Origin of the sequence: Pseudomonas sp. SbOxS1, assembly GCF_013416725.1 — a bacterium.
GTDB lineage: Bacteria > Pseudomonadota > Gammaproteobacteria > Pseudomonadales > Pseudomonadaceae > Aquipseudomonas.
In genome coordinates, this window is sequence record NZ_JAAVXC010000005.1 from 1 (window position 1) to 26137 (window position 26137).

General features: G+C 60.9%; 30 protein-coding genes. 16 read left to right on the forward strand and 14 right to left on the reverse strand.

The genetic code is table 11. The features are described 5' to 3' along the window. The 3 genes from HFK74_RS09745 to gabP form a co-directional block, all read left to right on the forward strand. Positions 1–471 (forward strand): aldehyde dehydrogenase family protein (locus HFK74_RS09745; RefSeq protein WP_180203322.1); only part of this gene is annotated, 471 nt, incomplete at its 5' end. A gap of 333 nt (positions 472–804) precedes the next feature. Next, on the forward strand, positions 805–1683 hold the full coding sequence (locus tag HFK74_RS09750) for a DMT family transporter (RefSeq protein ID WP_180203323.1): 879 nt from the start codon (positions 805–807) through the stop codon (positions 1681–1683). A gap of 370 nt (positions 1684–2053) precedes the next feature. Beyond that, positions 2054–3463, forward strand: a complete 1410-nt coding sequence (gene gabP, locus HFK74_RS09755; protein WP_180203324.1) for a GABA permease — start codon at positions 2054–2056, stop codon at positions 3461–3463. 67 nt (positions 3464–3530) lie between these two features. Here gabP and HFK74_RS09760 read toward each other — a convergent pair whose 3' ends face one another. From HFK74_RS09760 to HFK74_RS09785, 6 genes are all read right to left on the reverse strand, one after another. Continuing rightward, a complete protein-coding gene (locus tag HFK74_RS09760) occupies positions 3531–3959 on the reverse strand; it encodes a nuclear transport factor 2 family protein (RefSeq protein ID WP_180203325.1) in 429 nt (142 codons plus the stop codon). Positions 3960–4013: 54 nt separating this feature from the next. Further along, positions 4014–4214, reverse strand: coding sequence for a helix-turn-helix transcriptional regulator (locus HFK74_RS09765; protein ID WP_180203326.1), 201 nt, complete (start codon positions 4212–4214; stop codon positions 4014–4016). Next, positions 4211–4585 carry a hypothetical protein gene (locus tag HFK74_RS09770; protein ID WP_180203327.1) on the reverse strand — a complete coding sequence of 125 codons (375 nt, stop codon included), beginning with the start codon at positions 4583–4585 and terminating at the stop codon, positions 4211–4213. The genes HFK74_RS09765 and HFK74_RS09770 overlap by 4 nt, the downstream gene beginning before the upstream one ends. A 176-nt stretch (positions 4586–4761) precedes the next feature. Next, complete coding sequence (locus HFK74_RS09775; RefSeq protein WP_180203328.1) at positions 4762–5331, reverse strand: chorismate mutase; 570 nt, start codon at positions 5329–5331, stop codon at positions 4762–4764. Positions 5332–5400: 69 nt separating this feature from the next. Continuing rightward, positions 5401–5700 carry a hypothetical protein gene (locus HFK74_RS09780; RefSeq protein ID WP_180203329.1) on the reverse strand — a complete coding sequence of 100 codons (300 nt, stop codon included), beginning with the start codon at positions 5698–5700 and terminating at the stop codon, positions 5401–5403. Between the two features lie 137 nt (positions 5701–5837). Next, a complete protein-coding gene (locus tag HFK74_RS09785) occupies positions 5838–6278 on the reverse strand; it encodes a hypothetical protein (RefSeq protein WP_180203330.1) in 441 nt (146 codons plus the stop codon). A 236-nt stretch (positions 6279–6514) separates the two neighbouring features. Here HFK74_RS09785 and HFK74_RS09790 point away from each other — a divergent pair, with 236 nt between their 5' ends. Continuing rightward, on the forward strand, positions 6515–8188 hold the full coding sequence (locus HFK74_RS09790; RefSeq protein WP_180203331.1) for a tetratricopeptide repeat protein: 1674 nt from the start codon (positions 6515–6517) through the stop codon (positions 8186–8188). 61 nt (positions 8189–8249) lie between these two features. On the opposite strand, the gene ppk2 is transcribed toward HFK74_RS09790, so the two are convergent. Continuing rightward, positions 8250–9167 carry a polyphosphate kinase 2 gene (gene ppk2, locus HFK74_RS09795; RefSeq protein ID WP_180203332.1) on the reverse strand — a complete coding sequence of 306 codons (918 nt, stop codon included), beginning with the start codon at positions 9165–9167 and terminating at the stop codon, positions 8250–8252. A gap of 191 nt (positions 9168–9358) precedes the next feature. Here ppk2 and HFK74_RS09800 point away from each other — a divergent pair, with 191 nt between their 5' ends. Together HFK74_RS09800 and HFK74_RS09805 are read left to right on the forward strand one after the other, a co-directional pair. Further along, positions 9359–10294, forward strand: a complete 936-nt coding sequence (locus HFK74_RS09800) for a Ppx/GppA family phosphatase (RefSeq protein WP_180203333.1) — start codon at positions 9359–9361, stop codon at positions 10292–10294. 40 nt (positions 10295–10334) lie between these two features. Beyond that, positions 10335–10748 (forward strand): arsenate reductase ArsC, encoded by a 414-nt coding sequence (locus HFK74_RS09805; RefSeq protein ID WP_180203334.1) that lies wholly within the window; start codon positions 10335–10337, stop codon positions 10746–10748. A gap of 6 nt (positions 10749–10754) precedes the next feature. Here HFK74_RS09805 and HFK74_RS33130 read toward each other — a convergent pair whose 3' ends face one another. Continuing rightward, entirely contained in the window at positions 10755–10877 is a 123-nt protein-coding gene (locus HFK74_RS33130) for a hypothetical protein (RefSeq protein WP_257230288.1), read from the reverse strand. A gap of 283 nt (positions 10878–11160) precedes the next feature. Between HFK74_RS33130 and HFK74_RS09810 the strand changes: the two genes are divergently transcribed. Next, positions 11161–11604, forward strand: a complete 444-nt coding sequence (locus tag HFK74_RS09810; RefSeq protein ID WP_180203335.1) for a hypothetical protein — start codon at positions 11161–11163, stop codon at positions 11602–11604. A 76-nt stretch (positions 11605–11680) separates the two neighbouring features. Here the strand turns inward: HFK74_RS09810 and HFK74_RS09815 are convergent, their stop codons facing one another. Together HFK74_RS09815 and HFK74_RS09820 are read right to left on the reverse strand one after the other, a co-directional pair. Beyond that, on the reverse strand, positions 11681–12103 hold the full coding sequence (locus HFK74_RS09815) for an MAPEG family protein (protein WP_180203336.1): 423 nt from the start codon (positions 12101–12103) through the stop codon (positions 11681–11683). A gap of 15 nt (positions 12104–12118) precedes the next feature. After that, entirely contained in the window at positions 12119–13072 is a 954-nt protein-coding gene (locus HFK74_RS09820; protein WP_180203337.1) for a diiron oxygenase, read from the reverse strand. Between the two features lie 183 nt (positions 13073–13255). On the opposite strand from HFK74_RS09820, the gene HFK74_RS09825 reads away from it, so the two are divergent. Further along, positions 13256–14212, forward strand: a complete 957-nt coding sequence (locus tag HFK74_RS09825) for an AraC family transcriptional regulator (RefSeq protein WP_180203338.1) — start codon at positions 13256–13258, stop codon at positions 14210–14212. A 70-nt stretch (positions 14213–14282) separates the two neighbouring features. Then, on the forward strand, positions 14283–15146 hold the full coding sequence (locus tag HFK74_RS09830; RefSeq protein WP_180203339.1) for a sensor domain-containing diguanylate cyclase: 864 nt from the start codon (positions 14283–14285) through the stop codon (positions 15144–15146). 1 nt (position 15147) lies between these two features. On the opposite strand, the gene HFK74_RS09835 is transcribed toward HFK74_RS09830, so the two are convergent. Beyond that, entirely contained in the window at positions 15148–16065 is a 918-nt protein-coding gene (locus tag HFK74_RS09835) for a LysR family transcriptional regulator (RefSeq protein ID WP_008059697.1), read from the reverse strand. 142 nt (positions 16066–16207) lie between these two features. On the opposite strand from HFK74_RS09835, the gene HFK74_RS09840 reads away from it, so the two are divergent. From HFK74_RS09840 to HFK74_RS09865, 6 genes are all read left to right on the forward strand, one after another. Continuing rightward, entirely contained in the window at positions 16208–16966 is a 759-nt protein-coding gene (locus tag HFK74_RS09840; protein WP_180203340.1) for a 5-oxoprolinase subunit PxpA, read from the forward strand. 102 nt (positions 16967–17068) lie between these two features. Next, positions 17069–17314 carry an acetyl-CoA carboxylase gene (locus HFK74_RS09845; protein ID WP_008059700.1) on the forward strand — a complete coding sequence of 82 codons (246 nt, stop codon included), beginning with the start codon at positions 17069–17071 and terminating at the stop codon, positions 17312–17314. A 10-nt stretch (positions 17315–17324) separates the two neighbouring features. Beyond that, positions 17325–18698: an acetyl-CoA carboxylase biotin carboxylase subunit gene (locus HFK74_RS09850; protein WP_180203341.1), complete on the forward strand. Its 1374-nt coding sequence runs from the start codon at positions 17325–17327 to the stop codon at positions 18696–18698. Then, entirely contained in the window at positions 18695–19567 is an 873-nt protein-coding gene (locus HFK74_RS09855; RefSeq protein ID WP_180203342.1) for an allophanate hydrolase subunit 1, read from the forward strand. Before HFK74_RS09850 ends, HFK74_RS09855 begins: the two co-directional genes overlap by 4 nt. Further along, on the forward strand, positions 19564–20538 hold the full coding sequence (locus HFK74_RS09860; RefSeq protein ID WP_180203343.1) for a biotin-dependent carboxyltransferase family protein: 975 nt from the start codon (positions 19564–19566) through the stop codon (positions 20536–20538). Before HFK74_RS09855 ends, HFK74_RS09860 begins: the two co-directional genes overlap by 4 nt. Before the next feature lie 111 nt (positions 20539–20649). Further along, complete coding sequence (locus HFK74_RS09865) at positions 20650–21972, forward strand: cytosine permease (protein WP_180203344.1); 1323 nt, start codon at positions 20650–20652, stop codon at positions 21970–21972. Positions 21973–22034: 62 nt separating this feature from the next. Here HFK74_RS09865 and HFK74_RS09870 read toward each other — a convergent pair whose 3' ends face one another. Next, positions 22035–22460 (reverse strand): hypothetical protein, encoded by a 426-nt coding sequence (locus HFK74_RS09870; RefSeq protein ID WP_180203345.1) that lies wholly within the window; start codon positions 22458–22460, stop codon positions 22035–22037. Positions 22461–22618: 158 nt separating this feature from the next. Between HFK74_RS09870 and HFK74_RS09875 the strand changes: the two genes are divergently transcribed. Then, complete coding sequence (locus HFK74_RS09875; RefSeq protein WP_180203346.1) at positions 22619–23281, forward strand: TetR/AcrR family transcriptional regulator; 663 nt, start codon at positions 22619–22621, stop codon at positions 23279–23281. Between the two features lie 168 nt (positions 23282–23449). Here HFK74_RS09875 and HFK74_RS09880 read toward each other — a convergent pair whose 3' ends face one another. Continuing rightward, positions 23450–24292, reverse strand: coding sequence for a DUF2950 domain-containing protein (locus HFK74_RS09880; protein WP_180203377.1), 843 nt, complete (start codon positions 24290–24292; stop codon positions 23450–23452). A gap of 80 nt (positions 24293–24372) precedes the next feature. Next, a complete protein-coding gene (locus HFK74_RS09885; protein WP_180203347.1) occupies positions 24373–25887 on the reverse strand; it encodes a DUF3300 domain-containing protein in 1515 nt (504 codons plus the stop codon). Positions 25888–26137 lie beyond the last annotated feature (250 nt).

Genomic DNA, 26137 nt, shown 5'->3' on the forward strand with positions numbered 1-26137 from the left:
CTGGGCGCCATGGTCAGCCGGGCGCATTACGAGAAAGTCCGCTCCTACCTGGAGCAGGCTGGTCTCGAGAAACTGCGGGTGGTTTTCGGCGGCAACACCCAGGGCGATATCTTCGTCGAGCCTACCGTGGTCGACGGCGTGGGCACCGATAGCAAGCTGTTCCAGGAAGAGATCTTCGGCCCGGTACTCGCCGTCACGACCTTCACCACCCTCGACGAAGCCATCGCCCTGGCCAATGACTCGGTGTATGGCCTGGCGGCCTCGGTCTACACTGACAACCTGCGCCACGCCATCAAGCTGTCGCGTGAAATCCGCGCCGGCATCGTCACGGTCAACTGCTTCGGTGAAGGCGATGCCTCGACACCGTTTGGCGGCTACAAGGAGTCCGGGTTTGGCGGGCGCGACAAGTCCATCTGGGCGCACGATCAGTACACCGAGATCAAGACGATCTGGATCGACGCGTCTGAGTAATCATCCAACCGGATGACCGCGATACGCACACTCATCCCGAATACCACGAATGTCGGGATGAGTGCTGCACTTAGAGTATATGCAGCGTAAGCCGCATAAAAATGGCAAGAATAAAAAACCAACTCTGTCTGTTGCAATCATAAATACAACAGCTTGACGGGATCAGGTGCATGCTATTACTCCGTGCGAAAAGCGCTTTGATGCGAATTCTGAAAATACGGCTAATCCCTGATGGCGAGAGGAGAGCAGCACTTTGAAACAAGGCTGTAAAATAACAAGCTCCCAACCAAGAGAATAGCTACGGATATAACCTATATTCTCGACACTAAATAAATGACGACTCATCGTACTGCCTTAACATCTGCCCATGTCACCGCAATATTATTCGGCTTAACCGGAATTTTTGGCGCCTTGATCCATGCCAATGCCAGTGTCATAACATTTGGCAGGGCTGCGTTTGCAATGTTCGCTCTGTTTGTATTTGCCCTGGTGCAACGACGGCCAATATTTCGCGAGTTAAGTGCATTCAAATTCGGCTTTTTCATCCTTTCCGGCCTGCTACTGGCTGCGCATTGGATAACATTTTTCATAGCGATAAAAATTGGCGGTGTTGCAGTAGCGACATTAGGCTTTGCCAGTTTTCCAGCATTCATTGCAGTGTTGGATGTTGTAATCTTTCGTGACCGGATCCATCTATCAGAGTCGATTTTACTAATTCTTATTAGCTTGGGCCTGATCCTTGTCACGCCTTCGTTCGGCTTGGGGAACCAGGGAACCGTTGGACTTCTCTGGGGCCTGGGCTCTGGGCTGTCTTTCGCTTTGTTGGCCATCGCTAACCGGCGAGCAGCCAAAGGCGTGGACGCCGTACAAGTTGCATTTTGGCAAAATGCCATAGTGGCGTTGGTGATGATTCCTTTTTCCGCATTCAGTCTTGTCGAGCTTCGTGCATTCGACTGGCTCAATCTTGCGTTGTTAGGGATATTTTGCACCGGGCTTTCACAGTATCTTTTCGTGAAAAGCCTTGAGGGTTTGAATGCTCGAAGTGCAGGCATGATCATTTCGCTGGAACCCATCTATGCGATTGCCTGTGCATGGTGGTTGTTCAATGAGGCGCCGTCTTATCGCATGCTGGCGGGTGCGACAATTATTGTCCTGGCGATCGTGTTTTCTCCCCAGGGGCACTCAGGGCAAAACAAGGCAGTCACTCAGTAATCTCCTATTCAACCTGTTCGCTGCCGAAATCGCCTTGATGGGTTCATTTTGAACGGCTTGGCGGATGGCTGGTCGTGTCGCAAACGGATAAGCGAGCGACGTACCGGGTCATCTCGGCGGCACAGGTCAGGCCGTAGCATCCTGTTTGCCATAAGGAGTTAGATGGTTCATGTACTTGAAATAACAGGAGCTGCAATATGCATGACAATAAAATATCACGCCCCTCAATCGCTCGGTTTTCTCTCTCTTCCTGACGCTCTGCCGCATTAGAAATACGTGGTCATTAATGTTCAGATTTGTTCTTCGCAACATGTTTGCGAATCGCTGAACTGTGGCCGCTCGCCTTCAAAAAAATAACAAGGGCTCACTAATGTCAAATAACAGCACACTCTCGACGGATGACAATCTGGCTGCTGGATTCAAGCAGCGGCATGTCACGATGCTTTCAATTGCCGGCATCATCGGCGCCGGTCTTTTCATCGGTTCCGGCCACGCCATTGCAGCGGCTGGGCCATCAGCTATCGTGGCCTACGCCCTGGCGGGATTGCTGGTGGTACTGGTCATGCGCATGCTGGGCGAGATGGCGGTTGCAAGTCCTGATACGGGCTCCTTTTCCACCTACGCCGATCGCGCCATCGGGCCTTGGGCCGGCTTTACCATTGGTTGGTTGTACTGGTGGTTCTGGGTACTGGTGATTCCGCTCGAGGCCATTGCCGCCGGCGTAGTGCTCAACAGCTGGTTCCCTCAGGTCGAGACCTGGATGTTCGCGGTGGGCGTCACGGCTCTGCTGACCCTTACCAACCTGTTCAGCGTCGCCAAATACGGTGAGTTTGAATTCTGGTTCGCCATGGTCAAAGTCGTGGCAATCGTTTCCTTCATTGCCTTGGGGGCCTGTGCCATTGCTGGCGTTCTGCCGGGCCGGGAGGTCAGCGGCGTCAGTCGCCTGGTGACTGAATTCGGTGGCTTCATGCCTAACGGTTGGGAAGCGATCATCGGCGCGCTGCTGACCACCATGTTCAGTTTTGTCGGCACGGAAGCTGTCACTATCGCCGCGGCAGAATCGAAGGATCCGGCTAAAAATATCGCCCGGGCGACCAAGTCGGTGATCTGGCGAATCTGTATTTTCTACCTGCTTTCCATTTTCGTGATCATTTCCGTGGTGCCATGGAATGACCCGCTGCTGCCGGTGCAAGGGTCGTATCAGCGAGCGCTGGAAATCATGAACGTACCCTATGCGAAAACCATCGTCGATATCGTGGTGCTGTTCGCCGTTGCCAGCTGCTTGAACTCCGCGATCTACATTTCCTCGCGAATGGTCTACTCGCTGAGCAAGCGCAACGAAGCCCCTGGTTTTCTGCAGCGCACCTCATCCGCAGGCGTACCTCGGGGTGCTGTGATCGCCAGTACGGTGATCGGTATCGCCACGACAGCCTTGAACTTCTTTGCCCCGGCACAGGTGTTCGCGTTTTTGCTCGCCAGTTCCGGCGCCATTGCCCTGCTGGTGTATCTGGTGATTGCATTCTCGCAATTACGCATGCGAGCGAAGCTGGACAAGACCAATGCCAGGATTGAATTCAAGATGTGGTTGTTCCCTTGGCTGACCTGGCTGGTCATCGCTTTTATCGTCTTCGCCCTGGGCACAATGGTCATGATGCCTGCGCACCGTAGCGAGGTGCTTTCTACGGGAGCCTTGACTGTCGTGATCGTGGCATTGGGACTGTTGAATACCCGTCGTCACTCCCACAAGACGGCCTATTCGCCCGCCCCGGCAAAGCTCTAATTGATTAACGATTGATCCCGCTGATCGAGCAGCGACTGGATGCCAGCAGTCGCTGCTCTATTTTCTATCAGGCTTTGCTGGCGGCCAGGTAGGCGCCCAGGCGCCGGCCCATTTCCTCGCCCAGCGCCTGCAAGCCACTGAGGGGGCGGACCATCACTTCGAAGTCGACGATTTTTCCCTGTTCGTTGAAGCGGATCATGTCGATGCCCTTGAGCTGCTTCTCGCCGACCTTGGCGCTGAATTCGAGGATCACATTCAAGCCGTCGGCGCTCGCCAGTTCGCGGTGATAGGTGAAGTCTTCGAACACCTTGCACACGGTATTGAGAATCATCGAAACCACCGGCGCACCCGGATACGGCGTGTGTGCCATCGGCGAGCGAAACACCGCTTGCGGGTCCAGCAGCGCAGGCAAGTCCTTCAAATCACCGGTGCGGATCATTGCGTGCCACAGGCTCAAGGATTCTGCGGCTTTGGGGTGCAGTTGCAGTTCAGACATGGTCAACTCCTGTTTTTTGTTGTTGTTCAAACTTTGCCTTACGGGCGCCATGGATCAGCCGGTGAACTCATCGTCGAAAATGCTTTCGATGGGTAATGCAAACGTCCGGGCTATCTGGAACGCCAGTGGCAGGCTTGGATCATAGCGGCCATTTTCGATGGCGTTGATGGTCTGTCGCGAGACATTGAGCATCGCCGCCAGATCCACCTGCGACCACTTGCGTTCGGCACGCAATTCCTTGAGTCGATTTTTCATTGGTAGCGACGTCGGGCGAGGGCGAGCCCGATGATCCACATCAAGCCCATCACCGGCCACACGCAGGTCCAGGAGATGTGGGGGAAGCCGACATTCTCCAGAAAACCGTAGCTGAAAGTCAGCAACGCGGAAGCGGCAAAGGCAAACCCGAGTGCCTCGAATTGAATGCGCAGGTGCATTTCATCCAGCGTCCGCATCATCCGCACGATCGCCCAGCACATCAGCGCCGCGGGAATCACCGGCAACAACGTGATGACGATACGCAAACCGGTACCCAGGTCTTGCGGATTCTTGAGCAGGGTCAGCGACAGGATCAAGAACAGCATGTACAGCGCCAGCGCGGCGCCCATTTCCATGTAGTAGCGTTTCATTGCATCGTCCTGATGTAAAAGTACCTTTACATATTCGCCGGGGTTTCGGTGAATGTAAAGGGTGTTTTACATCGGGGGTTTCCGGATGCTTACACCTGTAGGAGCCAGGCTTGCCTGCGAAGGCGTCTTTGAATATTGCGCCGATCTTTCGGACGCCTTCGCTGGCAAGCCAGCTCCTACAAATCCGTGATGCACAATTCCCCCGTAGCGCGGATCAGCGCCTGGCCATGCAGGACATCCTTGATCAGGCTCGAGCGTTGCTCCGCCAGCCATTGCGGGCATTCCGGGTCGACGCGATAGGGCACGAAAGCCGCGTATTGCTGCAACAGGCGGGCTTGCAGTTCGTCCTGCTTTGCCCGCAGTTGAGTGAGGTCCGGCCGTGGCAAGTCGGGTGCCTTGTGCGCCGCCTGCCATTGCGCGATCAGTCCGTACTGCACCAGTTTGTTGGCTTCGATCTGTGCGGCGATCAACTCGGCGGCTTCGTCCGGGTTCACGTTGCTGGCGGTTGCCTGCTTCCTCGCGTTATTGATGAGCAGGGTTTCCCGGGCGGTATCCTGGATCGGTTTGCCACTGTCCCACTTGGTCAGCGCCACCAGATCGGAAATGTTCAGGCGCTCGTTGATGGTGTCCAGCAGCGGCTGCAGCGTTTCGGGTGCCGGGGAGGGCGTGGCGGCATTGGCGACGCTGGCGAGTAAGCCGAACAGCGAGCAGGTCAGGACTTGCGGCAAGCGTGGGCAGTGGAACATAAGCAACCTCTTGGGCACGGGATGCGCATGAAGTCTTATGTATCACAGCTGAGTCAGATGAACGATAGTTCAAGGAGCACTTTGGCAATCGCCCGCCAGCAACCGCTCGATCTGCGCCAGCTCCCAGGTGCTGAGCAAACTCACCGGGTCGGTACCGAAACGCTGTCCACCGTCGAACGCGCGGCCATCCGGGCTCTGGCAATGCAGGCAGTGGCGCAGGTGAGTGTGGTCGACATCGAGGCTCAAGCGCCAACCCTCGATGTCGACTAATACCGGACTCGCTTGCCCATCAAGGCGCTTGAGCGGGCGCAGGCCCAGGGCGGCGTCGCGCAGTTGCTGGTAAATCTCTCGGGCGGTGAGGGGCGGCACAGGTGGCTCCGGCGGGATGGCGGCATGGCTGGAATCGGGCACACAGGATAGACGATCACGAACCAGGGAAAGAACCCCGCGACAAAAAGCCCGGCTGATCAGGCCGGGCTTTTTGTGGGTGCGGTGCAGCGATGGGGTCAGGCGACGGTGTTGCCTTGCAGGCGGTCAGAACCATCGGCGGCAATGGTGTTGCCTTGCAGGCGGTCCGAGCCATCGGCGGCAATGGTGTTGCCTTGCAGGCGGTCAGAACCATCGGCGGCAATGGTGTTGCCTTGCAGGCGGTCCGAGCCATCGGCGGCGACGGTGTTGCCTTGCAGGCGGTCGGAGCCATCGGCGGCAACGGTGTTGCCTTGCAGGCGGTCGGAGCCATCGGCAGCGACAGTGTTGCCTTGCAAGCGATCCGAACCATCGGCAGCCACACGATTCTCGATCAAACGATCCGAACCACCTTCAGCCACCCGGCTTTCAATCAGACGATCCGAGCCACCTTCAGCCACGACAGGCTGAACAGAGGTAGCGGCAAAAGCGTTAACTGCGAAAACCGAGAAAGCGATGCTGAGGAGGGTTTGGCGTTTCATGATCGTGTGCTCCGGGGTGTTGTTGTCTGGTATGGAGCTGATGTTACGCCGCGGATTTTTTAAGAGAACTTCATTGACGTGATGGTGAACATCGATGCGATTGATAGGGGCGGTGGCATACCCCTCGTGAGCGTGATGACAGGACTCAGCCTGTCGTCGGCTGTGGTGCCCGGCCAGGTGCGCAGGGGTATGCTGGTTTTTTGCAGGGTCCACACTCTGATCGAGAGGATAAACCGATGCACGACTATTACGATCTGGGCACCTACAGCCGCCCCGTGACAACCGGTTCAGCCCAGGCCCAACTCTGGTTCGACCGGGGCCTGATGTGGTGCTACGGCTACAACCACGACGAAGCCATCCGTTGTTTCCAGAAAGCCCTGGAGCAAGACCGCAACTGCGCGATGGCCTACTGGGGCATCGCCTATGCCTCGGGGCCCAACTACAACAAGCGCTGGGACGCCTTCATCGAGCAAGAACTCAAGGAAGCCGTGGCCCAGGCGCGCCTGGCGACGCAAATCGCGCTGGTGCACCTCGACGGCGCGACGCCGGTGGAGCAGGCCCTGATCCACGCGCTGCAGCAACGCTACCAGGCCGAACAGGCGAACAGCGTTGACGAGCTCTTCACCTGGAACGATGCCTATGCGGCGTCCATGCGCGATGTCTACCACAGCTTTACCGACGATCCCGACGTGGTGGCGCTGTTCGCCGAAGCGCTGATCGACCGCACGCCCTGGCAGTTGTGGGACCTGAAAACCGGTCAGCCGGCAGCCGGCGCCGATACCCTTGAGACGGTGGCCGTGCTTGAGCGCGCCCTGCAACGCATGGAGCAACAGGGCGAGGCACCGCACCCCGGCGTGCTGCACATGTATGTCCACACCCTGGAAATGTCGCCGTACCCGGAACGGGCCCTGCGCGCGGGCGACATCCTGCGCGACCTGGTGCCGGACGCCGGACACCTGCGTCATATGCCATCGCACATCGACGTGCTCTGCGGCGATTACCGCGGGGCCATGATCACCAATCACCGAGCCATCCAGGCCGACAGCCGCTATCTGGCCGAGGAAGGGCCGATCAACTTCTACACCCTGTACCGCAGCCACAATTACCATTTCAAACTCTACTCGGCGATGTTCCTCGGCCAGTACCAGCCAGCCCTGGAAGCCGCCGTGCAACTGGCCGATACCATCAAGGAAGACCTTTTGCGGGTGGAAAAACCGCCCATGGCCGACTGGCTGGAAAGCTTCGTGTCGATGAAGCTCCATGTGCAGATCCGCTTCGGCAAATGGCAAGACATCCTCGCCACGCCGCTGCCCGAGGACCAGGCGCTGTACTGCGTGACCACGGCCATGCTGCACTACGCCAAAGGCGTGGCCTACGCTGCCTGCGGGCAAGTCGCCAGTGCCGAAACCGAGCATCACCTGTTCCTCGAGGCCTGGGCCCGGGTGCCGGACACACGCTACCTCTTCAACAACCAATGCAACGACATCCTGGCGGTGGCCGCGGGCATGCTGCGCGGTGAAATCGAGTACCGCAAAGGTAACGTCGACGAAGCCTTCGCTCACCTGCGCGAGGCGCAATCGCTGGACGATCACCTGCCGTACGACGAGCCCTGGGGCTGGATGCAACCGGTGCGCCACGCCCTTGGCGCGCTGTTGCTGGAACAGGGCAGGGTGGAGGAAGCCCTGCAGGCCTATCGTGCCGATCTGGGCCTGGACAACACCCTCAGTCGCGCCTCATGGCACCTGGACAATGTGTGGAGCCTGCACGGCTACGTGGAATGCTTGAAGCGCCTGGGGCGCGATGGCGAAGCGGCCGCTGCGCAGGTTCGCCTCAACCTGGCCATGGCGCGGGCGGATGTGGAGATTTCGGCATCGTGTTTTTGCCGGATCGGCAAACATTGTTGCCCGTAGGCGTTTAAATGTGCGCCCGAGCCAGTACCGGGCCCGGGCGCACATTCTCGTCAAAAAAACCTCAGTAAACCTGCGGCACGATGATTTCTGCAGGTGTCGGATTGCGCGAGTAGTCTTCCTGGCGCACCCGTTGCGGCAGTTCGATCACCGGTAGCTCCACTTCCTCATAAGGCATCTGCCCCAGCAGGTGATGGATGCAGTTCAGGCGCGCCTTTTTCTTGTCGTCGGCCTGCACCACCCACCAGGGCGCTTCGGCGATATGGGTGCGCTCGAGCATGATTTCCTTGGCCTTGGTATAGGCTTCCCAGCGTCGACGGGACTCCAGGTCCATGGGGCTGAGTTTCCACTGCTTGAGTGGGTCGTGAATGCGACTGAGAAAGCGCAGGTGTTGTTCCTGGTCGGAAATCGAGAACCAGTACTTGATCAACTGGATACCCGAGCGTGCGAGCATCCGTTCGAACTCCGGCACGGTGCGGAAGAACTCTTCATATTGCTCGGCGTTGCAGAACCCCATGACCTGTTCCACCCCGGCGCGATTGTACCAACTGCGATCGAACAGGACGATTTCACCCGCCGCCGGCAGGTGCGAAACGTAACGCTGGAAGTACCATTGCGTGCGTTCGCGGTCGTTGGGCGCGGGCAGGGCGGCCACGCGGCACACTCGCGGGTTGAGGCGCTGGGTAATGCGCTTGATCACGCCTCCTTTGCCTGCCGCGTCGCGGCCTTCGAACAGAATCACCACCTTGTGCCCGGTCTTGACCACCCAGCTCTGCAACTTCACCAATTCGCCCTGCAGGCGGAACAGTTCGCTGAAATAGCGCCGTCGTTCCTGCTTTTCGCTGCTGTCGCTGATGTGGTCGTCAAACAGTGCGTTGAGGTCGTGGTCGTCCTCCAGCAGTTCCAGTTCCAGCTCCTCGTCGCCGTGATCGAGCAGCTCGCGATGGATGCGGTGCATCAGGTTGTCATTGCTGGACAGCATGGTCAGGGCTCCCGACGAAGTTGGAAGTAGCCATGCTAGCCCCGGCGATGTGACGAAGCGGTGAAGCAAAGAAGGCAGCACAATTAATCGCAGTGTCATCTGGGTGTCACTGAACCCATGGCAACATCCGCGCAACCGCCATGGGCGATCAGACTCGTCCACGGGCCGATGAATTTGCCGGGAACCCCACCATGAAAGGCGACGCCTCGCTATTTGCGGCCATTGACCTGGGCTCCAACGCGTTTCGCATGATGATTGGCCAGCAGGTCAAGCGCAGCCAGCAGATCCTGATCCAGGAAGTGAAAACCCTGCGCGAGCCCGTCCGTCTGGCGGAGGGTCTGCAGGGCGGCGCGCTCGACGAACTGGCGCTGGACCGTGGCTGGCAGGCCCTGGCGCGCTTCGGCAAAAAACTGCGCGGCTTCGAAGCCGGTCGCGTGCGGGCGGTGGCCACCAGTGCCGTGCGCGAAGCCGAGAATGCGCAACTGTTCCTCGCCAGCGCCGAGCGCCACCTGGGGTTTCGGATCGATGTCATCTCCGGGCATGAAGAGGCCCGGCTGGTGTACGCCGGTGTTGCCCATACGATTCCTGATCCCGAACGCATGCGATTGGTGGTGGACATTGGCGGCGGCTCCACCGAATTGATCCTGGGCAAGGGCGCACAGCCCCTCGTCACCGAAAGTATCGCCATTGGCAGCGGCACGCTGGGGGCGCGATATTTTGCCGGGGGGGTGATTACCGCCAAGGCGCTGCTCGAAGCCGAGCGCGTCGCCACCCTGCAGTTCGAAAAGGTCGCGCGGCGTTATCGCGCGTTGGGTTGGCAGCAGGCGATCGGCTCTTCCGGCACCGCACGCATGCTGGCCAAAGTGCTCAAGGCCAACGGGCTGAACGACGACGGCCAAAGCGGTATCACCTACAGTGGCCTGCTGCGCCTGTCATTGCGAATGCTGGAAGTCGGGCATGTCCGGCAACTCAAGCTGGCGGGCTTGCAAGCCCATCGCCTGAGCATCCTGCCGGGTGGCCTGGTGGCAATGCTGGCGGCGTTCAAGGTGTTCGGTGTGTTGCACATGACGCCTTCCGAACCGGGATTGAGGCTGGGGGTGCTGCATGGATTGATGTCCAAGCACTGAACCTGCGCTGCAGACGCAAAATGGAATCAGGGGGAAGTTCATGACAGACAAGACTCGAGTGCTGTTCGTTTGCGCGCACAATGATGTGCGCTCACTGATGGCCGAAGCACTGCTGCGCCACACCGATTCCGAGCATTTCGAATCCTTCAGCGCCGGGCTTGAAGCCACGGAAGTTGACCCGCGCACCCTGGAAACCCTGGACCATATCGGTATCGATAGCACCGGGCTGCGCAGCAAGGCCATCGACGAGCTTGAAGATCAAACCTTCCACTACGTCATCACGCTGTGTGACAAGTCTTCGGAAGCCGGCTTGCCCATGCCGGCGTCCGAAGAAGTCATCGTATGGAATTTCGAAGACCCGACGACCAGCGAAAGGCATGACCCTTTCCGCCACACCGTCCAGGAAATCCACGACCGCATCAAGATGTTCACCACGGTGAAGACCCGGGCGTGAGTTTCCTCAAGCCTCGCTGATCTGGTTGACGCTGGTGATCTGCTGCACCGCGTTATCGTTCTTCGCTTTGTAGGAGCCAGGCTTGCCGGCGAACCCAGGCGCCGCGGTGTATCTGTTGCACCGCGTCATCGTTCTTCGCTTTGTAGGAGCCAGGCTTGCCGGCGAACCAGGCGCCGCGGTGTACCTGCTGCACCGCGTCATTGTTCTTCGCTTGTAGGAGCCAGGCTTGCCGGCGAACCAGACGCCGCAGTGTATCTGCTGCACCGCGTTATCGTTCTTCGCGGGCAAGTCGGGTCGCCGCATCGCTCGCTCCTACAGATGACCACCCATCAGCCAGATCCCGCGCCTGTAGCGGACCACTAGACTTCACAAGGGGGATGAAGTCTACGCAACTCAACTCAGGAGACCTGTGATGAACAGTGCATCTTGGCTGGCGTTGGTAGTGGCGGCAGGGGCGATTTCAGGCTGCGCGAGCAGAACCGAAATTGTCGATGTCCCCCTCGACGCTACCCCGCAAAACGCAGAGCATATCGCTCGAGCCACCCTCAGCCCGGTGGGCAATCAAACCAGCATCTGGCTCACCGTCGGTGGAGTCCCCCACGACATGGCGGTCTCCAGCCGTCTCGACACCGCTATCTACGCAGGCTCGTGCCAGCAGTTGGGCGCACAACCGGCGTACAAGACCCGTCAGGCCAACAGCGTCGACTACCCGTCGCTGGCCCCGCGCACTCAGTATTGGGCCCAGGCACCGGTGGCGTTGAGCGAACTGACCAAGGGCAGCTATGCCTTGCTGGTTCGCAGCAGCCCGGCAGACGGTAGCCGCGCACTTTTCTGCGGCAACATCAGCGCTGGCTAGGGGCGCATCAGGCAAGTCGTTCGGTACTGTGGCCTGCGCAACGTGCGCAGGCCATGGCCCGGGTCCGGAAGAGGCTTCATGCGCCGTACCAGGCGGCCATGACCATGAGCGTGAGAAAACAGGCCAGTTGAACGGAAAAGAAACTGAATCGAACGGCCACGAAGCGGTTGGTTTGCACATGGCAGACATGCACCAGAGACTGGCACACCCGGGCAACCAGGATGAGTATGGACAGGTCGTCTACGGCGGGGCCGTCGAGACCGAGGGCTGAAATCACGACCACGATCGCGCCGAAGACCGGCAGATTCTCCACACAGTTCGCGTGTGCCCTGGTTGCGCGCCGATACCAATCCTCGCCTTCGAGCCGATCGCTTCGGAAAGAAGCAATCGGCACATTCGAGAACAGTATCCTGGCCCAGCGATAGACCCCGACGGTGGCCATCAACAGCAGCAACGTCCAGGTCGCGAATCCAAGCAACATCCACATCGGTATCGTCATGGCGGCCAGCCTCGGTCAGTGACTCATGATGGGGGCCAGTGCGGCCTGGATCCTCGACATCTGGGCTGGCGTTGTCATGCGCGTCAGCAGCCGGCCAAAGTGTGGATGCTGCACGCCCGAGATAATGTATTGCCAGCGGTAGGCGCCCAGCACACAGGCTTTGATGCGTGCGGTCTGGTCGACACTGAATGAACGTGAAGCATGGCGCATGAAGTACTCGGCATCGGCTGCCGATTGTGCCTGCAGGATGGCGTCGACGGCCGCCACCAGCGCTATCAGGTCGTCCACTGCCCGGTCGCACTCGGCGGGCGAAAGCTTTGCGTGCTCGGCCTTCCACTCCAGTTCATCGAGCACGACGTGCCGGCTCTCATCCATCCAGTGAAACTTGAAGACGTCCTTGAACAGCGGGCACAACTCCTCGCGCGGGGCGATGCTCTGGGCGTAGTGGCTTTGCACGAACAGCTCGATATGGCAGGTCAGCGCGAGCACCGACCAGGTGCTGGACGCCAGTACCGCCCGCGCCACATCGTTTGGATCGGCCACTTGCCGATAGCCCGTCGGCAGCTTCGAGCCAATCATCGTCTCCATGCGCCGGAACAGCTCCTGATGCTTGATCTCGTCGTTGGAAAATCGCACCAGCGCTTCGAGTGCGAGCTGATCGTCAAAGACATGGGCGCGACCCTGATCGAGCATTTTGGCACTGATAAAGCGCTCGACCAGGCCGAAGATGTACGCATAGGTTCGGCCCTGGATCTGGCTGAGCAGGCGCGACTCATGCGCGCTGAGAAAGCTCAGGCGGTCGACCAGCGACAGTGAGTCGGGCAAAAATTTGCGCGAGAAGTCGAAACGCCGATCCTGCAGCAAATCGCGATCGATCTGCCATTCGGCCTTCTTCGATGATCTGACCAACTGAGCGTATCGGGCGGCGTTGCGCGAATCAGGGGCGGGGAGGGTCGTGAAGGTGTTCATGTCGATCTCCAGCTTTCCAGGTTGAGGGCGGTTGCCGTCGGAGCCAATGACCCTGAAGAAGCCTCTGGGGAGAGTGCTGATCGCTGAGTCCGCGTTGGTGCTAATCTAGGCCTCGCCGTCCGGGTGAAGAATGACCGCTGCGCCTGATTACTTGCTCCAGGCTCCGTAGAGGAGGGGTGGCAATTGCTCGATGCGCTTTCTGATGTCTTGCGGGTGATCCGGCTGTCTGGAGGGGTGTTCCTCGAGGCGGAGTTCACTGCGCCCTGGTGCATGAGCGGGAGAATTTCTGCCGACGATTGCCAACCGTTCCTGGCGGCGCCTCGACATATCATTGCCTCGCATTTTGTCGCGGCGGGGCACATGCAATTGCGCATCGGCGATGACGCCCCCCTCGACGTGCGGGCCGGCGAACTGATTCTGCTGGCTCGCAATGACGTTCATACCTTTGGCAGCGACCTGGGCATCGCGCCTCTGTCGGCGCGCGACGTCATTACGCCGCCGCAAGCCGGCGGCATTTCACGCATCAAGTGCGGCGGGGGTGGCGAGGCCACACAGTTGCTGTGCGGCTTCCTTGGCTCTGAAACCCCCTTCAGCCCGTTGCTGTCGTCGCTGCCCTCGGTATTGAAACTGGACATGCGCGCGACGGCGTCGGGGGCCTGGATTGAAAGCTCGTTCCGTTTCGCCGTGAGCGAGACCGCGGCCGGTCGCGTCGGCTCGACGGCGGTCATCGCCAAACTCTCGGAATTGCTCTTCGTCGAAGCCGTCAGCCAGTACGTCGCGAGCCTTCCGGCTGAGCGGCGCGGGTGGTTGGCCGGTTTGCGCGATCCGCAGATCGGGCGCGCACTGGCGCTGCTCCATGCGCGTCCCACCGAGGGCTGGACTGCGGAAACCCTGGCGCTTGAGGTGGGCATGTCGCGCTCGGTGTTCGCCCAGCGCTTCACCGCATTGGTCGGGCAGCCACCGATGCAATACCTGACACTCTGGCGCATGCACGTGGCAGCTCAACAGCTGCGTGAAGGTCGTGGGAACGTGGCGCAAATCGGCTTTTCAGTCGGCTACGAATCCGAAGCGGCGTTCAGTCGCGCCTTCAAGCGCCAGTTTGGTGCATCTCCCGGCACCTGGCGCAGACAATCGGCATGAGAAGGTCCTAGCCCCCTCCCTTCGCGATCAGGCATGATCAGCGTTACATGAACCGGGACTTTCCTGACCTATGCCCGTCGACTTGCAAGCGCTCTACCCCAAATTGATCCATCTGATGCTGGACACGGTCTTCGTGGTCGACAGGGATAACCAGATCGTATTTGTCAGTGATGCCTGTCAGGCGCTGCTCGGTTACCGTGCCGAAGAGCTGACCGGCACGCCGATCACCGACTACATGCATCCTGACGACCTGGCGAAAACACGAGCCTCCATTGTCCGGGTCATGAATGGCCAGCCGCACTTCGATTTCCGCAACCGCTATATCCGCAAGGATGGCGGTGTCGTGCACATCCTGTGGGCGGCCTTCTGGTCCGAGGAGGTGGGCGCGCGGATCGGTGTGGCGCGTAACGTCACGGCCCTCTGGCAGGCGGAGGAGGAATTGCGCTTCCTCGCCCATCATGACCCGCTGACGGGGTTGGCCAACCGCGCGTTGTTCAATGATCGCCTGGATACGGCCCTGCGCACGGCCAACCGCCATGACAGCAGCCTGGCCTTGCTGTTTCTGGATATCAATGACTTCAAGGGCATCAACGATGTCCATGGCCATGCCGTGGGCGACCAGGTGCTCTGCATGATTGCCCGGCGGCTTCAAGGCTGCGTACGCGAGACGGACACGGTGGCCCGCATGGGTGGTGATGAATTCACTGTGCTGTTGACCGATATCCAGTCCCAGGGCGATGTGTGCGAGAAAGTCGCGCAGATTCTCGCCGTCATGGCCGAGCCACCGGACGATGGCTCTGGCGCACTCACAATGCCGTCCTGCAGTATCGGCATCGCCTGTTATCCCGCGGACGGGGAGGACGCCGATGCGTTGCTCAGCCATGCGGACGACGACATGTACCGGATAAAAAGGCAACGCTCCGCAGCCGGATGAACTAACGCCGTGCCGACAGTTGTTGCGGCGCCAGGAAGGCATCGTGGAAATAATTACGAAACGCTTGCATGGCCGGGCTGAAATCGCGCTCGCGATGCCAGGCCAGGCCGACGCTCATGGGGGTGACCTTGTCGGTGACGGTCAGGGTTTCGATGCGTTTGCCTTCCAGCGACCAAGGGCGGTGCACCAGGTCCGAGAGAATCGCCACGCCGCTGCCATTGGCGACCATGCTGCGCACCGCTTCGACTGAACTGGTGCGCACCCGCACGTTGGGCTGCTGGTGCGCGTGTTCCCAGTAACGCATGGCGCTCTGTTCGGCTTCGTCGACGGTCAACAGGATGTAGGGCTCCTGCGCAACGTCAGCCAGGCTGACGGCGGAGCGTTCGAGCAGGGGATGGTGGCTGGGCAGCCATAACCGGCGTTCGGAGTTGAAGAGGGTTTCCGAGACGATGTCCGGGTGCGTGAGGTTCGCGGTCAGCACCACCGCCATGTCGAATTTCCCTTCCAGCAGGCCTTGTTCGATGGCCGTGCGTTCTTGCTCGTGGACCTCGATGGCCACGTCCGGGTGCCAGTGTTCCAGCCGTTGCAGATGGTGCGGCAGAAAGTAGCCAATCACCGTGTAGCTCGCGGCCAGACGTAACAGGCCACTGGCCCGCACGTCCGGCAGCGGGCTGTTCAGCGCATCGTCGACGCTGCGCAAAATCACGTAGGCGCGGTTGAGAAAATGCCGCCCGGCGTCGGTCAGGCTCATGCCCTGGGCCGAGCGCTGGAACAACAGCGTGCCGAGCATGGCTTCCAGTTCCTTGATCGCAGTGGTCACCGCCGACTGGGAAATGTTCAGATGAATGGCCGCTTGGGAGATTTGCCCGATCTCCGCGGTGGCGACGAAATAGCGGACCTGGCGCAGGGTCAGTGACATGAAAACTCCGGCTTATGCGGTATCTGTTTTTCAGAGCTATCTGTTTTTCAGAAGAAGGCCCCTCTGATAATAGATCTTCCCAAGGGGTTGGCGGGAATTTAACGTGGCCTGCATGAAGTCACAAGCGTCAGGAGCAAGCGTCATGCAGGCAGTAGATTTCAACTCGGACATGGGTGAAGGCTTTGGCCCGTGGACCATCGGCGATGGCGTCGACAACGAACTGATGGGTTTCATCAGCACCGCCAACATCGCCACCGGTTTCCATGCCGGCGACCCAGGCACCATGCGCCGCACCGTCGAGCAGGCCAAGTGCCTGGGCGTGGCCATCGGTGCGCATCCGGGGTTTCGTGACCTGGTCGGCTTTGGCCGCCGCCATATCAATGCCCCGGCCCAGGAACTGGTCGACGACATGCTTTACCAGTTGGGCGCCCTGCGTGAACTCGCCCGGGTTCAAGGCGTGGCGCTGCAACACATCAAGCCCCACGGCGCCCTGTACATGCACCTGGCCCGGGACGAAGAAGCCGCGCGTTTGCTGGTGGAAAACCTGCAGCGCCTGGAGCCTGAATTGCTGCTGTATTGCATGCCCAACTCAGTGATCTGGCGTGTCGCCCAGGAACTCGGCCAACCGGTGATCCGCGAGTTCTACGCCGACCGCGAGTACGACCTCAGCGGCTCCATCGTCTTTACCCGCAACGTACGTGCCTACGATCCGGCCCAGGTGGCAGCGCGGGTGCTGCGTGCCTGCCAGGAAGGCGTGGTGCGCACCGTCGAAGGCGAAGACCTGGCCATCGAATTTGATTCCATCTGTTTGCACAGCGATACACCGGGCGCCCTGGCGTTGGTCCAGGCCACACGCCAAGCGCTGGATGACGCCGGGATCAAGGTTCGCGCACCGCGCTGAGCCCGCAAATCACAACGAAACACCAGGCACAGAGACGCCAGGGTTCAAACACCGATCAATTTTTATGCCTGCCTTTCTACAACTATTCCAAGAGGAACAGACATGGCCGAACAAACCGTTATTACCCCGTTGCCGGGCACTTTCTACCGTAAAGCCACACCGGACTCGCCGAACTACGTCGAGCCGGGCGCAGAGGTCAGCGCCGACACCGTGATTGGCCTGATCGAGGTCATGAAGCAGTTTTCCGAACTGACCGCCGGGACGGCCGGTCGCCTCAGCGCGTTTCTGGTTGAAGACGGTGATCCGGTGGAGCCGGGTCAGGTCATCGCCACACTCGACGACGCGTGAGGGCGACACCATGACTCAAGGTATTCGTAAATTACTCATCGCCAACCGTGGCGAAATCGCTGTGCGGATTATCCGCGCCGCCAAAGAACTGGGGATTCCCACCGTTGCCGCCTGCAGCGAAGCGGACGTCGACTCCCAGGCCGCGCGCATGGCCGACGAGGTGCACATCCTCGGCCCGGCCCGCGCCGATAAAAGCTATCTGAACGTCGAGGCATTGCTCGGTGCGTTGAAAGCCACCGGCGCCAATGCGGTCCATCCCGGTTACGGCTTTCTCTCGGAGAACGCTGATTTTGCTGAAGCGGTTGTCGCCGCCGGAGCGATTTTCGTCGGGCCCAGCGCCGAGACGATCCGGCGCATGGGCGACAAGGCCGAGGCGCGGCGCACCGCTCAAGAAGCGGGCGTGCCGGTGGTGCCGGGTTCGCCGGGTGAGCTGTTCGACGTCGAGTCGGCGCTCAAGGCGGCCGAATCCGTCGGCTTCCCATTGCTGATCAAGGCCTCCGCCGGCGGTGGTGGACGTGGCATTCGCCTGGCGGAAAACGCCCAGCAACTGAGCGAAGAGTTTCCCCGTTCCCAGCGCGAAGCCCAGGCCGCATTCGGCAATGGTGCGGTGTACCTGGAGCGGTTCATCGCCAAGGCCCGGCACATCGAAGTGCAGGTGTTGGGCGATGGCCAGCACGCGGTGCACCTGTTCGAGCGTGAGTGCTCGCTGCAACGTCGGCGTCAGAAGATCTTTGAAGAAGCGCCGTCGCCGGTTCTCAACCCGCAACAGCGCGAGACGCTTTGCTCTAGCGCCGTGCGCCTGACCGAGGCCCTTGGCTACAAGGGTGCCGGCACCCTGGAGTATCTGTACGACGACGCCACCGGCGAGTTTTTCTTTATCGAGATGAATACGCGGATTCAGGTGGAACACCCGGTCAGCGAACTCATCACCGGTATCGACCTGGTCCAGGCCATGCTGCGCATTGCCGGTGGCGAGCCACTGGGCTTCCAGCAAAGCGATATCCAGCTCAACGGCGCCGCGCTGCAAATGCGCTTGAACGCCGAAGACCCGGCACGGGATTTCTTCCCGAGCCCAGGCCTGGTCGAGTCGCTGGTCTGGCCGCAGGGGGAGGGTGTGCGGGTCGACAGTCATCTCTATCAAGGCTATCGCGTGCCGCCGTACTATGACTCTCTGCTGGCCAAGCTGATCGTGCATGGCCGCGACCGCAACGAAGCGTTGGCCCGTGCCCGAGTCGCGGTCGAGCAGACCACGCTCACCGGTATGGCCAGCACCCTGTCGCTGCACGGTGAGCTGCTGGAACAACCGTGGCTGCACAGCGCCGACTTCCACACCGGCACCCTGGAAACCTGGCTGGCCGCGCGCCGCAGCGGAGGTGAAGCATGAGCAGTCCAATCCGCTACAGCTTTGGCGCCGACGAGCATTTGTTCGCCGAAGTCAGCGACAGCATGTCACTTGAAGCGTTCTTCAAGGGCATGGCCGTGACCCGTGCGGTAGAGCGGCTGGCACTGGATGGCGTACTCGATGTGTGCCTGGCCAATGCCTCGTTCCAGATCCGTTTCGACCCGGACCGCATCGCGCCTCAGACCTTGCTCGAAGCGGTAAAAGGCGCAGAAGCCGAGGCTGTGGCCGAGCGCACGTTGCAGACCCGGATCATCGAGATTCCGGTGCTCTATAACGATCCCTGGACCCACGAAACCCTGATGCGCTTTCGCGACCGCCACCAGGACCCGAGCGCGACGGACCTGGAGTACGCCGCACGGATCAACGGCCTGGCCGACGTCGAGGCGTTCATTGCCGCCCACAGTGGCGCACCATGGTTCGTCTCGATGGTGGGCTTCGTCGCGGGCCTGCCGTTCATGTTCCAGATGGTCGAGCGCGAGCGTCAGTTGCAGGTGCCCAAATACCTGCGGCCGCGCACCGATACGCCGAAATTGACCCTGGGTCATGGCGGTTGCTTCGGCTGCATCTACTCGGTGCGCGGGGCCGGTGGCTATCAGATGTTCGGTGTCACGCCGGCACCGATCTACGACCCGCAGCAGAACCTGGCCTATCTCAAAGAGCACATGGTGTTCTTCCGCCCCGGTGACATCGTGCAGTTCAAGCCGATGGACCGTGAGGAATACGACTTTGCTGTGGCCGAAGTCGAAGCCGGGCGCTTCGATCTGCGGATCCGCTCGGTGGAGTTTTCACTGGATGCGTTCCTGGCCGATCCCGTCGGCTATCCCAAGTCGCTGCAGGAGGTGCTGGCATGATGAAGGTACTCAAACCCGGTCTCGCCACCTCGGTTCAGGACCTCGGCCGCGAGGGTTACTACCACTTGGGCATCCCGCCCTCCGGTGCGCTCGACCAATACGCGTTGAGCGCAGCCAACCAGTTGGTCGGCAATCCGGCGGGGGCGGCGGTGCTTGAATGCACGTTGCTCGGCCCGGAACTGGAATTTGCCCAAGACGCGTTGGTGGCCGTGTGCGGTGCGCACATGACGCCAAAGGTCGACGGCGTAGACATGCACCTCGACACCGCCTTCACGGTCAAGGCCGGGCAAGTGCTGCGCTTTGACTTTCCGAAGGCCGGCGCACGTGCCTATCTGGCGGTCGCCGGTGGGATCGATGTGCCGGTGGTGCTCGGCAGCCGTTCGACCTATGCACTGGGTGCGCTCGGCGGTTTCCAAGGGCGTCGCCTGATCGCCGGCGATGAACTGCCCGTGGGCATCGCCAGTGGCAAAGGCCGCGCCGGCGCCAGTTTACCGATGGCCCTGCGCCAATCCCTGGGGGGCGAAATCACCCTGCGCGTAGTGCCAGGGCTGTACTACGATCGCTTGACCCCAGCGGCGGCGGACAGCTTTTTCGCCGAAGCCTGGACCGTCGGTTCCGAGGCGGATCGCATCGGCTATCGCTTCAAGGGCGGCAGCGCGCTGACGTTCCAGCCGCGTGAACAACCCTTCGGCGCCGGTTCCGATCCGTCGAACATCGTCGACAGTTGCTACCCGATCGGCTCGATCCAGGTGCCCGCCGGCCTCGAACCCATCGTGTTGCACCGCGATGCGGTGTCCGGTGGCGGCTACGCGATGATCGGCACGGTGATCAGCGCCGACCTCGACCTGATCGGCCAGATGCAACCCAACCAGAAAGCCCGTTTCGTGGCGGTGACCCTCGAAGAAGCGCTGGAAGCGCGACGTTCCTATAAGAAAAAACTCAGCTGCCTCAGCAAGCTGTTCCCTTCCTGACGCTGCCCGTCGCACTGCGCGGGTAAAGCCAAACGGCAAGCCAACGCCGCACTACGGTGCGGTGGCGGCTGCCCGCGCTTCAACCTTTGACTGGTTCTGGAGTTCACGCATATGGCTGCTTTATCGCAATCGAGTCAAACCGGGCAGGACCCGGCCAATCACCCCGTTCCACCGCAAGCGCGCATGGGCCGACTGTCCCTGACCATGGCCTGGTGGGCGGTGTGCAGTGCGATGTTCTACATCGTGGTGGGCGCTTCCCTGGCGCTGTCCTATGGCGCGCGCAATGCGCTGATCGGCATGGTGTTGTCGGTGATCAGCTACGGGCTGGTCAACAGTGTGCTCAGCCGCTTCGCGATCCGCAGCGGCCTGTCAGTGGCGTTGTTCTCGCGGCTGTTGTTCGGCAGCACCGGGGCCTGCCTGGCCACCTTGATCTTCTTTTCCACGGCCATCTATTACGCGGTGTTCGAAGGTTCGGTGATCGCCGTGGCGCTCAATCACCTGTACCCGGAACTGGTCTATCCACTGGCCGCGTTGCTGGTGGTGATGTACAGCGTGCCGATGATCCTGGGCAGCGTGCAGCACTGGCTGGACAAACTCAATGGCGTGCTGCTGCCGGTCTACCTGGGTGGTTTGCTGGTGGCGGTAGGGCTGTCGATCAGCCGCTATGGCTACCAGCCGCAATGGCTGGATTTCGGCCCGGCAACCCCCAGTGCGTCTGGCTGGTGGGATTGCTTCGTCGCCTACATGGGCGTTTGGGTGCTGATGCTGTTCACCTTCGATTACGCACGTTTCGGCAAGCCTGAGGACGCTGAGTACCACGGTCGCTGGAACTTCGGCATGCCGTTCTACGCGGTGACCTTTCTGCTCAACGGTGCCGCGGGCATCTATCTGGTCAGCAGCATTCCCCATGAAGGCGCGTTGAACGAAGTGTCGGTGGTCATGGCGATCCTGCAGTTGATGGGCCTGTGGGGCTTGTTGTTTGTCTGGGCCACGCAAACCCGCATCAATACTGCCAACTACTACCTGGCGACGCTCAACATGCAGGCGTTCTTCGCCCGTTTCGGTGTGCGTGGTTCGTACTGGGCATGGGCCCTGGCGGTTGGGGTGATCGTGTACGGCCTGATGCTCGCCGATGTATTTGCCTATTTGCTCAAGGCGTTGGCCTACCAGGGCATTTTCGTGGTGGCCTGGGTCGGCGTGGCGCTGGCGCAGATTCTTTACGGACGCAGTGACGTGGCGGCGCTGGAACGCGTGGCGGCCTTCAACCCGGTGGGCCTGACGGCCTGGTTTGGCGCCACGGCAACGGGCCTCGCCCTGATGTACAGCGGTGGTGGCCTGGGCAGCTTTTCGGCGCCCTCGACCGTGGTCCTGGCGTTTGCCCTGCAGGCCGGCTTGTCACGTCGTAGCCGGTTGCGCCTGCAGGTGGCGCAGTAGGGAGCAGTCGTACATCTCGCTGCGGGTGCCTTGTCCATACGGCACCCGCAGCAGCTACCGGGTCATGACAGGCGTGATTCGCCTGTCGTACGGCTCAAATACCCGGCAGCAACGCCGATGCGCGAGAACACCAGCCACGCAAACAGCAGCACGCTCACGCCAATCAGGATCGATGCGACGCCAATCAGTGGCTCGATCGACGCAAAGCCCTTCAGGCGCAGGGTCAGCGCGCCGAGCATCACCGGCACCCCCAGGTTATACGTCCAGAACTGCACGGCAGCCGCGCGACCTTCGGTCATGCCCGGGTGCACTGTGCCGATGACGCCGAATAGCGCCATCGACACCCATCCCAACAGATTGATGTGGGCATGTACGGCGAAGAGCGAGTGGTCGCCGGATGCGCCCATCGTCACCCCCAGCATCACGCCAATGGCAAAGTAGAGGGCAGCGAGCCGAAACCAGGTCCGCGAACGGGGAGTGTGATTCATGGCATTTACCTCAAGCGCCCTGAGGCGCGCTCAGTTGCTGGAAAATCCCTGAAATCGTGATGCCCGCAAGTGCCGCGCACAGGGGCGGTGGCAGATCCCGTGCCGTGCGTCTAATATGAGACACATGTCTCATTACAAGACAAGGTATCATTTATTCCATGTCGAGCCCCCAGTCAAGACCCAAGCCAGGCCCGTTTATCGGCGAGGGCGATGCAACAGGCCGTGTCAACCAGAAGCTGCGCACCCGCCAGGCGCTGATCGAGGCCGCCATCGCCTTGCGTGACGAGGGCCTGCAGCCCACGGTGGCGCAAGCGGCCGAGCGCGCCAGGGTGTCGCGTGCCACGGCCTATCGCTACTTTCCCACGGTCGAGGCGCTGCTCAGCGAGACGGCGGCCGACCGTGACATGCCGCCACTGGAACGCATCTGGCTGCCGGGTGATGATCCGGTAAAGGGTATGGGCCTGGCGGCGAACGCGTTGAACAAACTCTTGATCGACGACGAGATCGGCCTGCACGTGATGGAGCGTTCGTTCATGACCGTGTGGCTCGAAAACGAGTCCCACGAGCCCCTACGACCGGGCCGACGGCTGAGCTACATCGAGCCGATAGTCGACTCGATGAGGGACGTGCTGTCAGCCAAGGCGCGTAAACGCCTGAAGCAGGCGCTGTCGATCGTCATGGGCACCGAGGCATTGATCGCCGTGCGCGATATCGGTGGCGCGAGTATCGAAGAATCACTCGCCACTACCGCCTGGGCAGCGCGGGCCCTGGTTCGCCAGGCGTTGGATGAGGAGGAGAAAAAACGTCGAAAGCGTGGCTAAAGAGCGTTGTGGATTTGATCGTTCCCACGCTCCGCGTGGGAATGCCGCCAGGGACGCTCCGCGTTCCGCTAGCAACGCAAGACTGGGGTCCGCGCAATGGTGACGCAGAGCGTCACGGGATGCATTCCCACGCAGAGCGTGGGAACGATCAACGGGAGGGAGCGCCTGTCAGTCCGCCTTCTCGTCATCGGCCGACACTTCAGTCCAGCTGTCATCCGGATCAAAGCGCTTCATCGCCTGCGCCAGCTTTTCACTCCCGGGTCCCAGGTCTTTTTCGAAGACCTGTCCTTCATGGCTGATCATGAAACTCATCACCCCGGTTTCACCGTATTTCGCCGGCCAGGCGATCAGTGCAAAGCCGCGGCTCATCTTGTCCCCGATGAGGTAGCTGTAGGCCCCGCCCGGTGCGGAAGGCCCCTGGCCCAGCAGGATGCGGAAGCGGTAACCATGCCAGGGCTCGCCGGCAATGGTTTTGCCGAACTCGGGGCCTAACGGACTGATCTGCCCGCTATCGTCGTCCGCCCAATAGAGTCCGTCGTGCTTGCCGGGGGTACTGAAGATTTTCTGCGCGTATTCGAGTGCGCCGTCACCGTCACGATCCACCGAGGCGTAGTCCATCTGGGCATCGTGATAGGCCAGCGCCGATTGCACCGCGGCCAGCTCGTTGCGGCCAATCTGCCGTGTACGAAGTTCGGCACTGCCGGCCTTGATGTCGAAGCGCCAACCCTTCGCGACTTTGACGATGGGGATCGGCAGTGTCCAGTGCTCCTTGCCCACCGACAGGATCGCCTTGTTGTCGCCGGTTTTTTCAATCTGGTGTTGCTCGTGGTATTGCTTCAAGAACGCCTCCACGTCTTCACGTTCCGCGCCGTCGCGAGGGATGAAGCTGCGCCAGTCTTCACCCAGCAACTCGGCCAGGCGCTTCTGATCGGCGTTTTTCGTACCCAATGCTTCGACGAACGCCTGGGCGGCCTTTTCCGGCGTTGCAAATTCCTGCTGCGCCGTGGCCATGCACGACCAGGCCAGGGCGACCGTGATCGCCAAGGCATGCACAAACACGCTCTTGCGTGCCTTTACTCGAGGATGGTTATTCAACGGCGGCCCCCCCTTGAACGCGCTGCGCCGGACGGCCGACTGATCTGATGCCCGGCTGCCCGCGAGGCATTCGGGCGCTGGAAGGAAGCCTGGCTGGCCCGGCCACGATTGGCTTGCAGGTTGGCCTGGGACGGCGAACGCGCGCCGGCGAAGGCATTGTTGCGGGCACTGCCTCTATTGACGGCCGGTGCGGCCTGGCGGTTTTGCGCCGCCTGGCGCGTTTGGGCGCGTTGATTGGCCTGGTTCTGGTTCCTGGGTTGCTGAACCCTCGATTGCTGATTCTCCCGGGTATTTCTGGCAGTACCCTGGCTTCGGTCAGCCGCCCTCGGTCTATCGGCCGCTTTCGGCCTGTCTGCACCGGCCTGCAGCCGATTGCCGGCCGCGGCCCGGGACTGGGCGTCGCGCGCCCGATCACGGGCCTCCAGGTTGCTGGTGGCAGGTCGTTCGATGCCGTGCCGGTCCATTGAACTACGGGCTCTATCACGCGCCTGGGCGCGCTGGGCATTGTCCCCACGATAGGCCTGACGCTGACTGGCGCCGTCCAGCTGCCGGCCAAACTGTTCGCGGCTCCTGTTGTCTCGATAGGGCACGCCATTGCGATGGGCGGCGTTGTGCTGCCACTTGTTCTGGTTGTTGGTGATCCGGTTGTTGGCATTGATGTTGTTGTAGCGATTGACGTCGATGTCGACGTCGTTATTGCCCCAGTCACATTCACCCCACAACGCACCGACGATGGCCACCCCGGTGCCAAACGCCAGCCCGGCCATCAGCGCCTGGCCAGGGTAATAGGCGGGCGGTGGTGGATAGTAGGCAGGCGGTGACGCGGGATAGGCCCAGGTGCCGTAGGTGGTTGTCGGGTTATAGGTGGGGACGTACACCACCTGCGGATCGGCCGGCTGAATGATGATGGTCGAGCTGCTGCTCGCAGGGGCCGGAGCCTCCGTCGTGGTCGTGGTGGCCGGTGCGGGGGCCGGTGCCGCGTTCTGGATCGTCACGTTCTGATACTGGTTGCTCTGCAGGTTGCCGGCGGCCTGGGCCTGACGACGCAAGCGTTGCACGGCATTCATGAGATCGTCGGGCTGCGCCAGGAAGGCATCCCCCAGGCGTTGAACCCAGACCGGATCCTGCCCCAGCGTTGCCAGGAGCTGCGGGAAGGCAACCAGCGCCTGCACACTCGGATCCCAAGGCTGGTTTGCCACCTGCTTGACCGCGTCATCGCCCTTGGCGTCCGGGTGAGCCTTCGACCAGGTGACCGCCTCGGCGACTTCCCCTGGGTAGGTGGACGCCATCAGTAGCTGTGCCAGCAATGGGTCCGGGTAGAGCGCGATGGGCGCCAGCATTTGATCCAGTTGTTCCTGGGTGAACACCGGGTCTTTGGCAGGCACCGTGGCCGCTGCCGTATTGGCAGGGCTGGCTGTCGGGGCGGGGGCCGGATCCGCGGCCTGCGCCACGCAGGGAGCACCGCTGAGAAAAAACATCGCTGACAACACGTAGAAAAATGGGGTACGCATCACCGCTCCCTGTGGTCAGGCAGATTTGAAATGAGTGGATCAATGCCAGGTAAATGCAAGCCGATTGTGCAAACCCCTGGCCTCAACTTCGACGCCGTCCATTGATAGTAGCAAACATAAAAATTCTGCCCGAAATACGTTCGGTTCCCGGACCAATAGCAGTCGATGCGTCTGCCCAGCCTAACTTTACCGGCCTGGCGTTGTGGGACCCTCAGGTGCGTACTATCGTCAAATTTCACATTGGCAGGCA

Bases quoted from the DNA above. Each gene is read 5' to 3' on its own strand.
- HFK74_RS09750 (WP_180203323.1), top strand. From the start codon at position 805: ATGACGACTCATCGTACTGCCTTAACATCTGCCCATGTCACCGCAATA.
- gabP (WP_180203324.1), top strand. From the start codon at position 2,054: ATGTCAAATAACAGCACACTCTCGACGGATGACAATCTGGCTGCTGGA.
- HFK74_RS09760 (WP_180203325.1), bottom strand. From the start codon at position 3,959: ATGTCTGAACTGCAACTGCACCCCAAAGCCGCAGAATCCTTGAGCCTG.
- HFK74_RS09765 (WP_180203326.1), bottom strand. From the start codon at position 4,214: ATGAAAAATCGACTCAAGGAATTGCGTGCCGAACGCAAGTGGTCGCAG.
- HFK74_RS09770 (WP_180203327.1), bottom strand. From the start codon at position 4,585: ATGAAACGCTACTACATGGAAATGGGCGCCGCGCTGGCGCTGTACATG.
- HFK74_RS09775 (WP_180203328.1), bottom strand. From the start codon at position 5,331: ATGTTCCACTGCCCACGCTTGCCGCAAGTCCTGACCTGCTCGCTGTTC.
- HFK74_RS09785 (WP_180203330.1), bottom strand. From the start codon at position 6,278: ATGAAACGCCAAACCCTCCTCAGCATCGCTTTCTCGGTTTTCGCAGTT.
- HFK74_RS09790 (WP_180203331.1), top strand. From the start codon at position 6,515: ATGCACGACTATTACGATCTGGGCACCTACAGCCGCCCCGTGACAACC.
- ppk2 (WP_180203332.1), bottom strand. From the start codon at position 9,167: ATGCTGTCCAGCAATGACAACCTGATGCACCGCATCCATCGCGAGCTG.
- HFK74_RS09800 (WP_180203333.1), top strand. From the start codon at position 9,359: ATGAAAGGCGACGCCTCGCTATTTGCGGCCATTGACCTGGGCTCCAAC.
- HFK74_RS09805 (WP_180203334.1), top strand. From the start codon at position 10,335: ATGACAGACAAGACTCGAGTGCTGTTCGTTTGCGCGCACAATGATGTG.
- HFK74_RS33130 (WP_257230288.1), bottom strand. From the start codon at position 10,877: ATGACGCGGTGCAACAGATACACCGCGGCGCCTGGGTTCGCCGGCAAG.
- HFK74_RS09810 (WP_180203335.1), top strand. From the start codon at position 11,161: ATGAACAGTGCATCTTGGCTGGCGTTGGTAGTGGCGGCAGGGGCGATT.
- HFK74_RS09815 (WP_180203336.1), bottom strand. From the start codon at position 12,103: ATGACGATACCGATGTGGATGTTGCTTGGATTCGCGACCTGGACGTTG.
- HFK74_RS09820 (WP_180203337.1), bottom strand. From the start codon at position 13,072: ATGAACACCTTCACGACCCTCCCCGCCCCTGATTCGCGCAACGCCGCC.
- HFK74_RS09830 (WP_180203339.1), top strand. From the start codon at position 14,283: ATGCCCGTCGACTTGCAAGCGCTCTACCCCAAATTGATCCATCTGATG.
- HFK74_RS09835 (WP_008059697.1), bottom strand. From the start codon at position 16,065: ATGTCACTGACCCTGCGCCAGGTCCGCTATTTCGTCGCCACCGCGGAG.
- HFK74_RS09840 (WP_180203340.1), top strand. From the start codon at position 16,208: ATGCAGGCAGTAGATTTCAACTCGGACATGGGTGAAGGCTTTGGCCCG.
- HFK74_RS09845 (WP_008059700.1), top strand. From the start codon at position 17,069: ATGGCCGAACAAACCGTTATTACCCCGTTGCCGGGCACTTTCTACCGT.
- HFK74_RS09850 (WP_180203341.1), top strand. From the start codon at position 17,325: ATGACTCAAGGTATTCGTAAATTACTCATCGCCAACCGTGGCGAAATC.
- HFK74_RS09855 (WP_180203342.1), top strand. From the start codon at position 18,695: ATGAGCAGTCCAATCCGCTACAGCTTTGGCGCCGACGAGCATTTGTTC.
- HFK74_RS09860 (WP_180203343.1), top strand. From the start codon at position 19,564: ATGATGAAGGTACTCAAACCCGGTCTCGCCACCTCGGTTCAGGACCTC.
- HFK74_RS09865 (WP_180203344.1), top strand. From the start codon at position 20,650: ATGGCTGCTTTATCGCAATCGAGTCAAACCGGGCAGGACCCGGCCAAT.
- HFK74_RS09870 (WP_180203345.1), bottom strand. From the start codon at position 22,460: ATGAATCACACTCCCCGTTCGCGGACCTGGTTTCGGCTCGCTGCCCTC.
- HFK74_RS09875 (WP_180203346.1), top strand. From the start codon at position 22,619: ATGTCGAGCCCCCAGTCAAGACCCAAGCCAGGCCCGTTTATCGGCGAG.
- HFK74_RS09880 (WP_180203377.1), bottom strand. From the start codon at position 24,292: ATGGCCACGGCGCAGCAGGAATTTGCAACGCCGGAAAAGGCCGCCCAG.
- HFK74_RS09885 (WP_180203347.1), bottom strand. From the start codon at position 25,887: ATGCGTACCCCATTTTTCTACGTGTTGTCAGCGATGTTTTTTCTCAGC.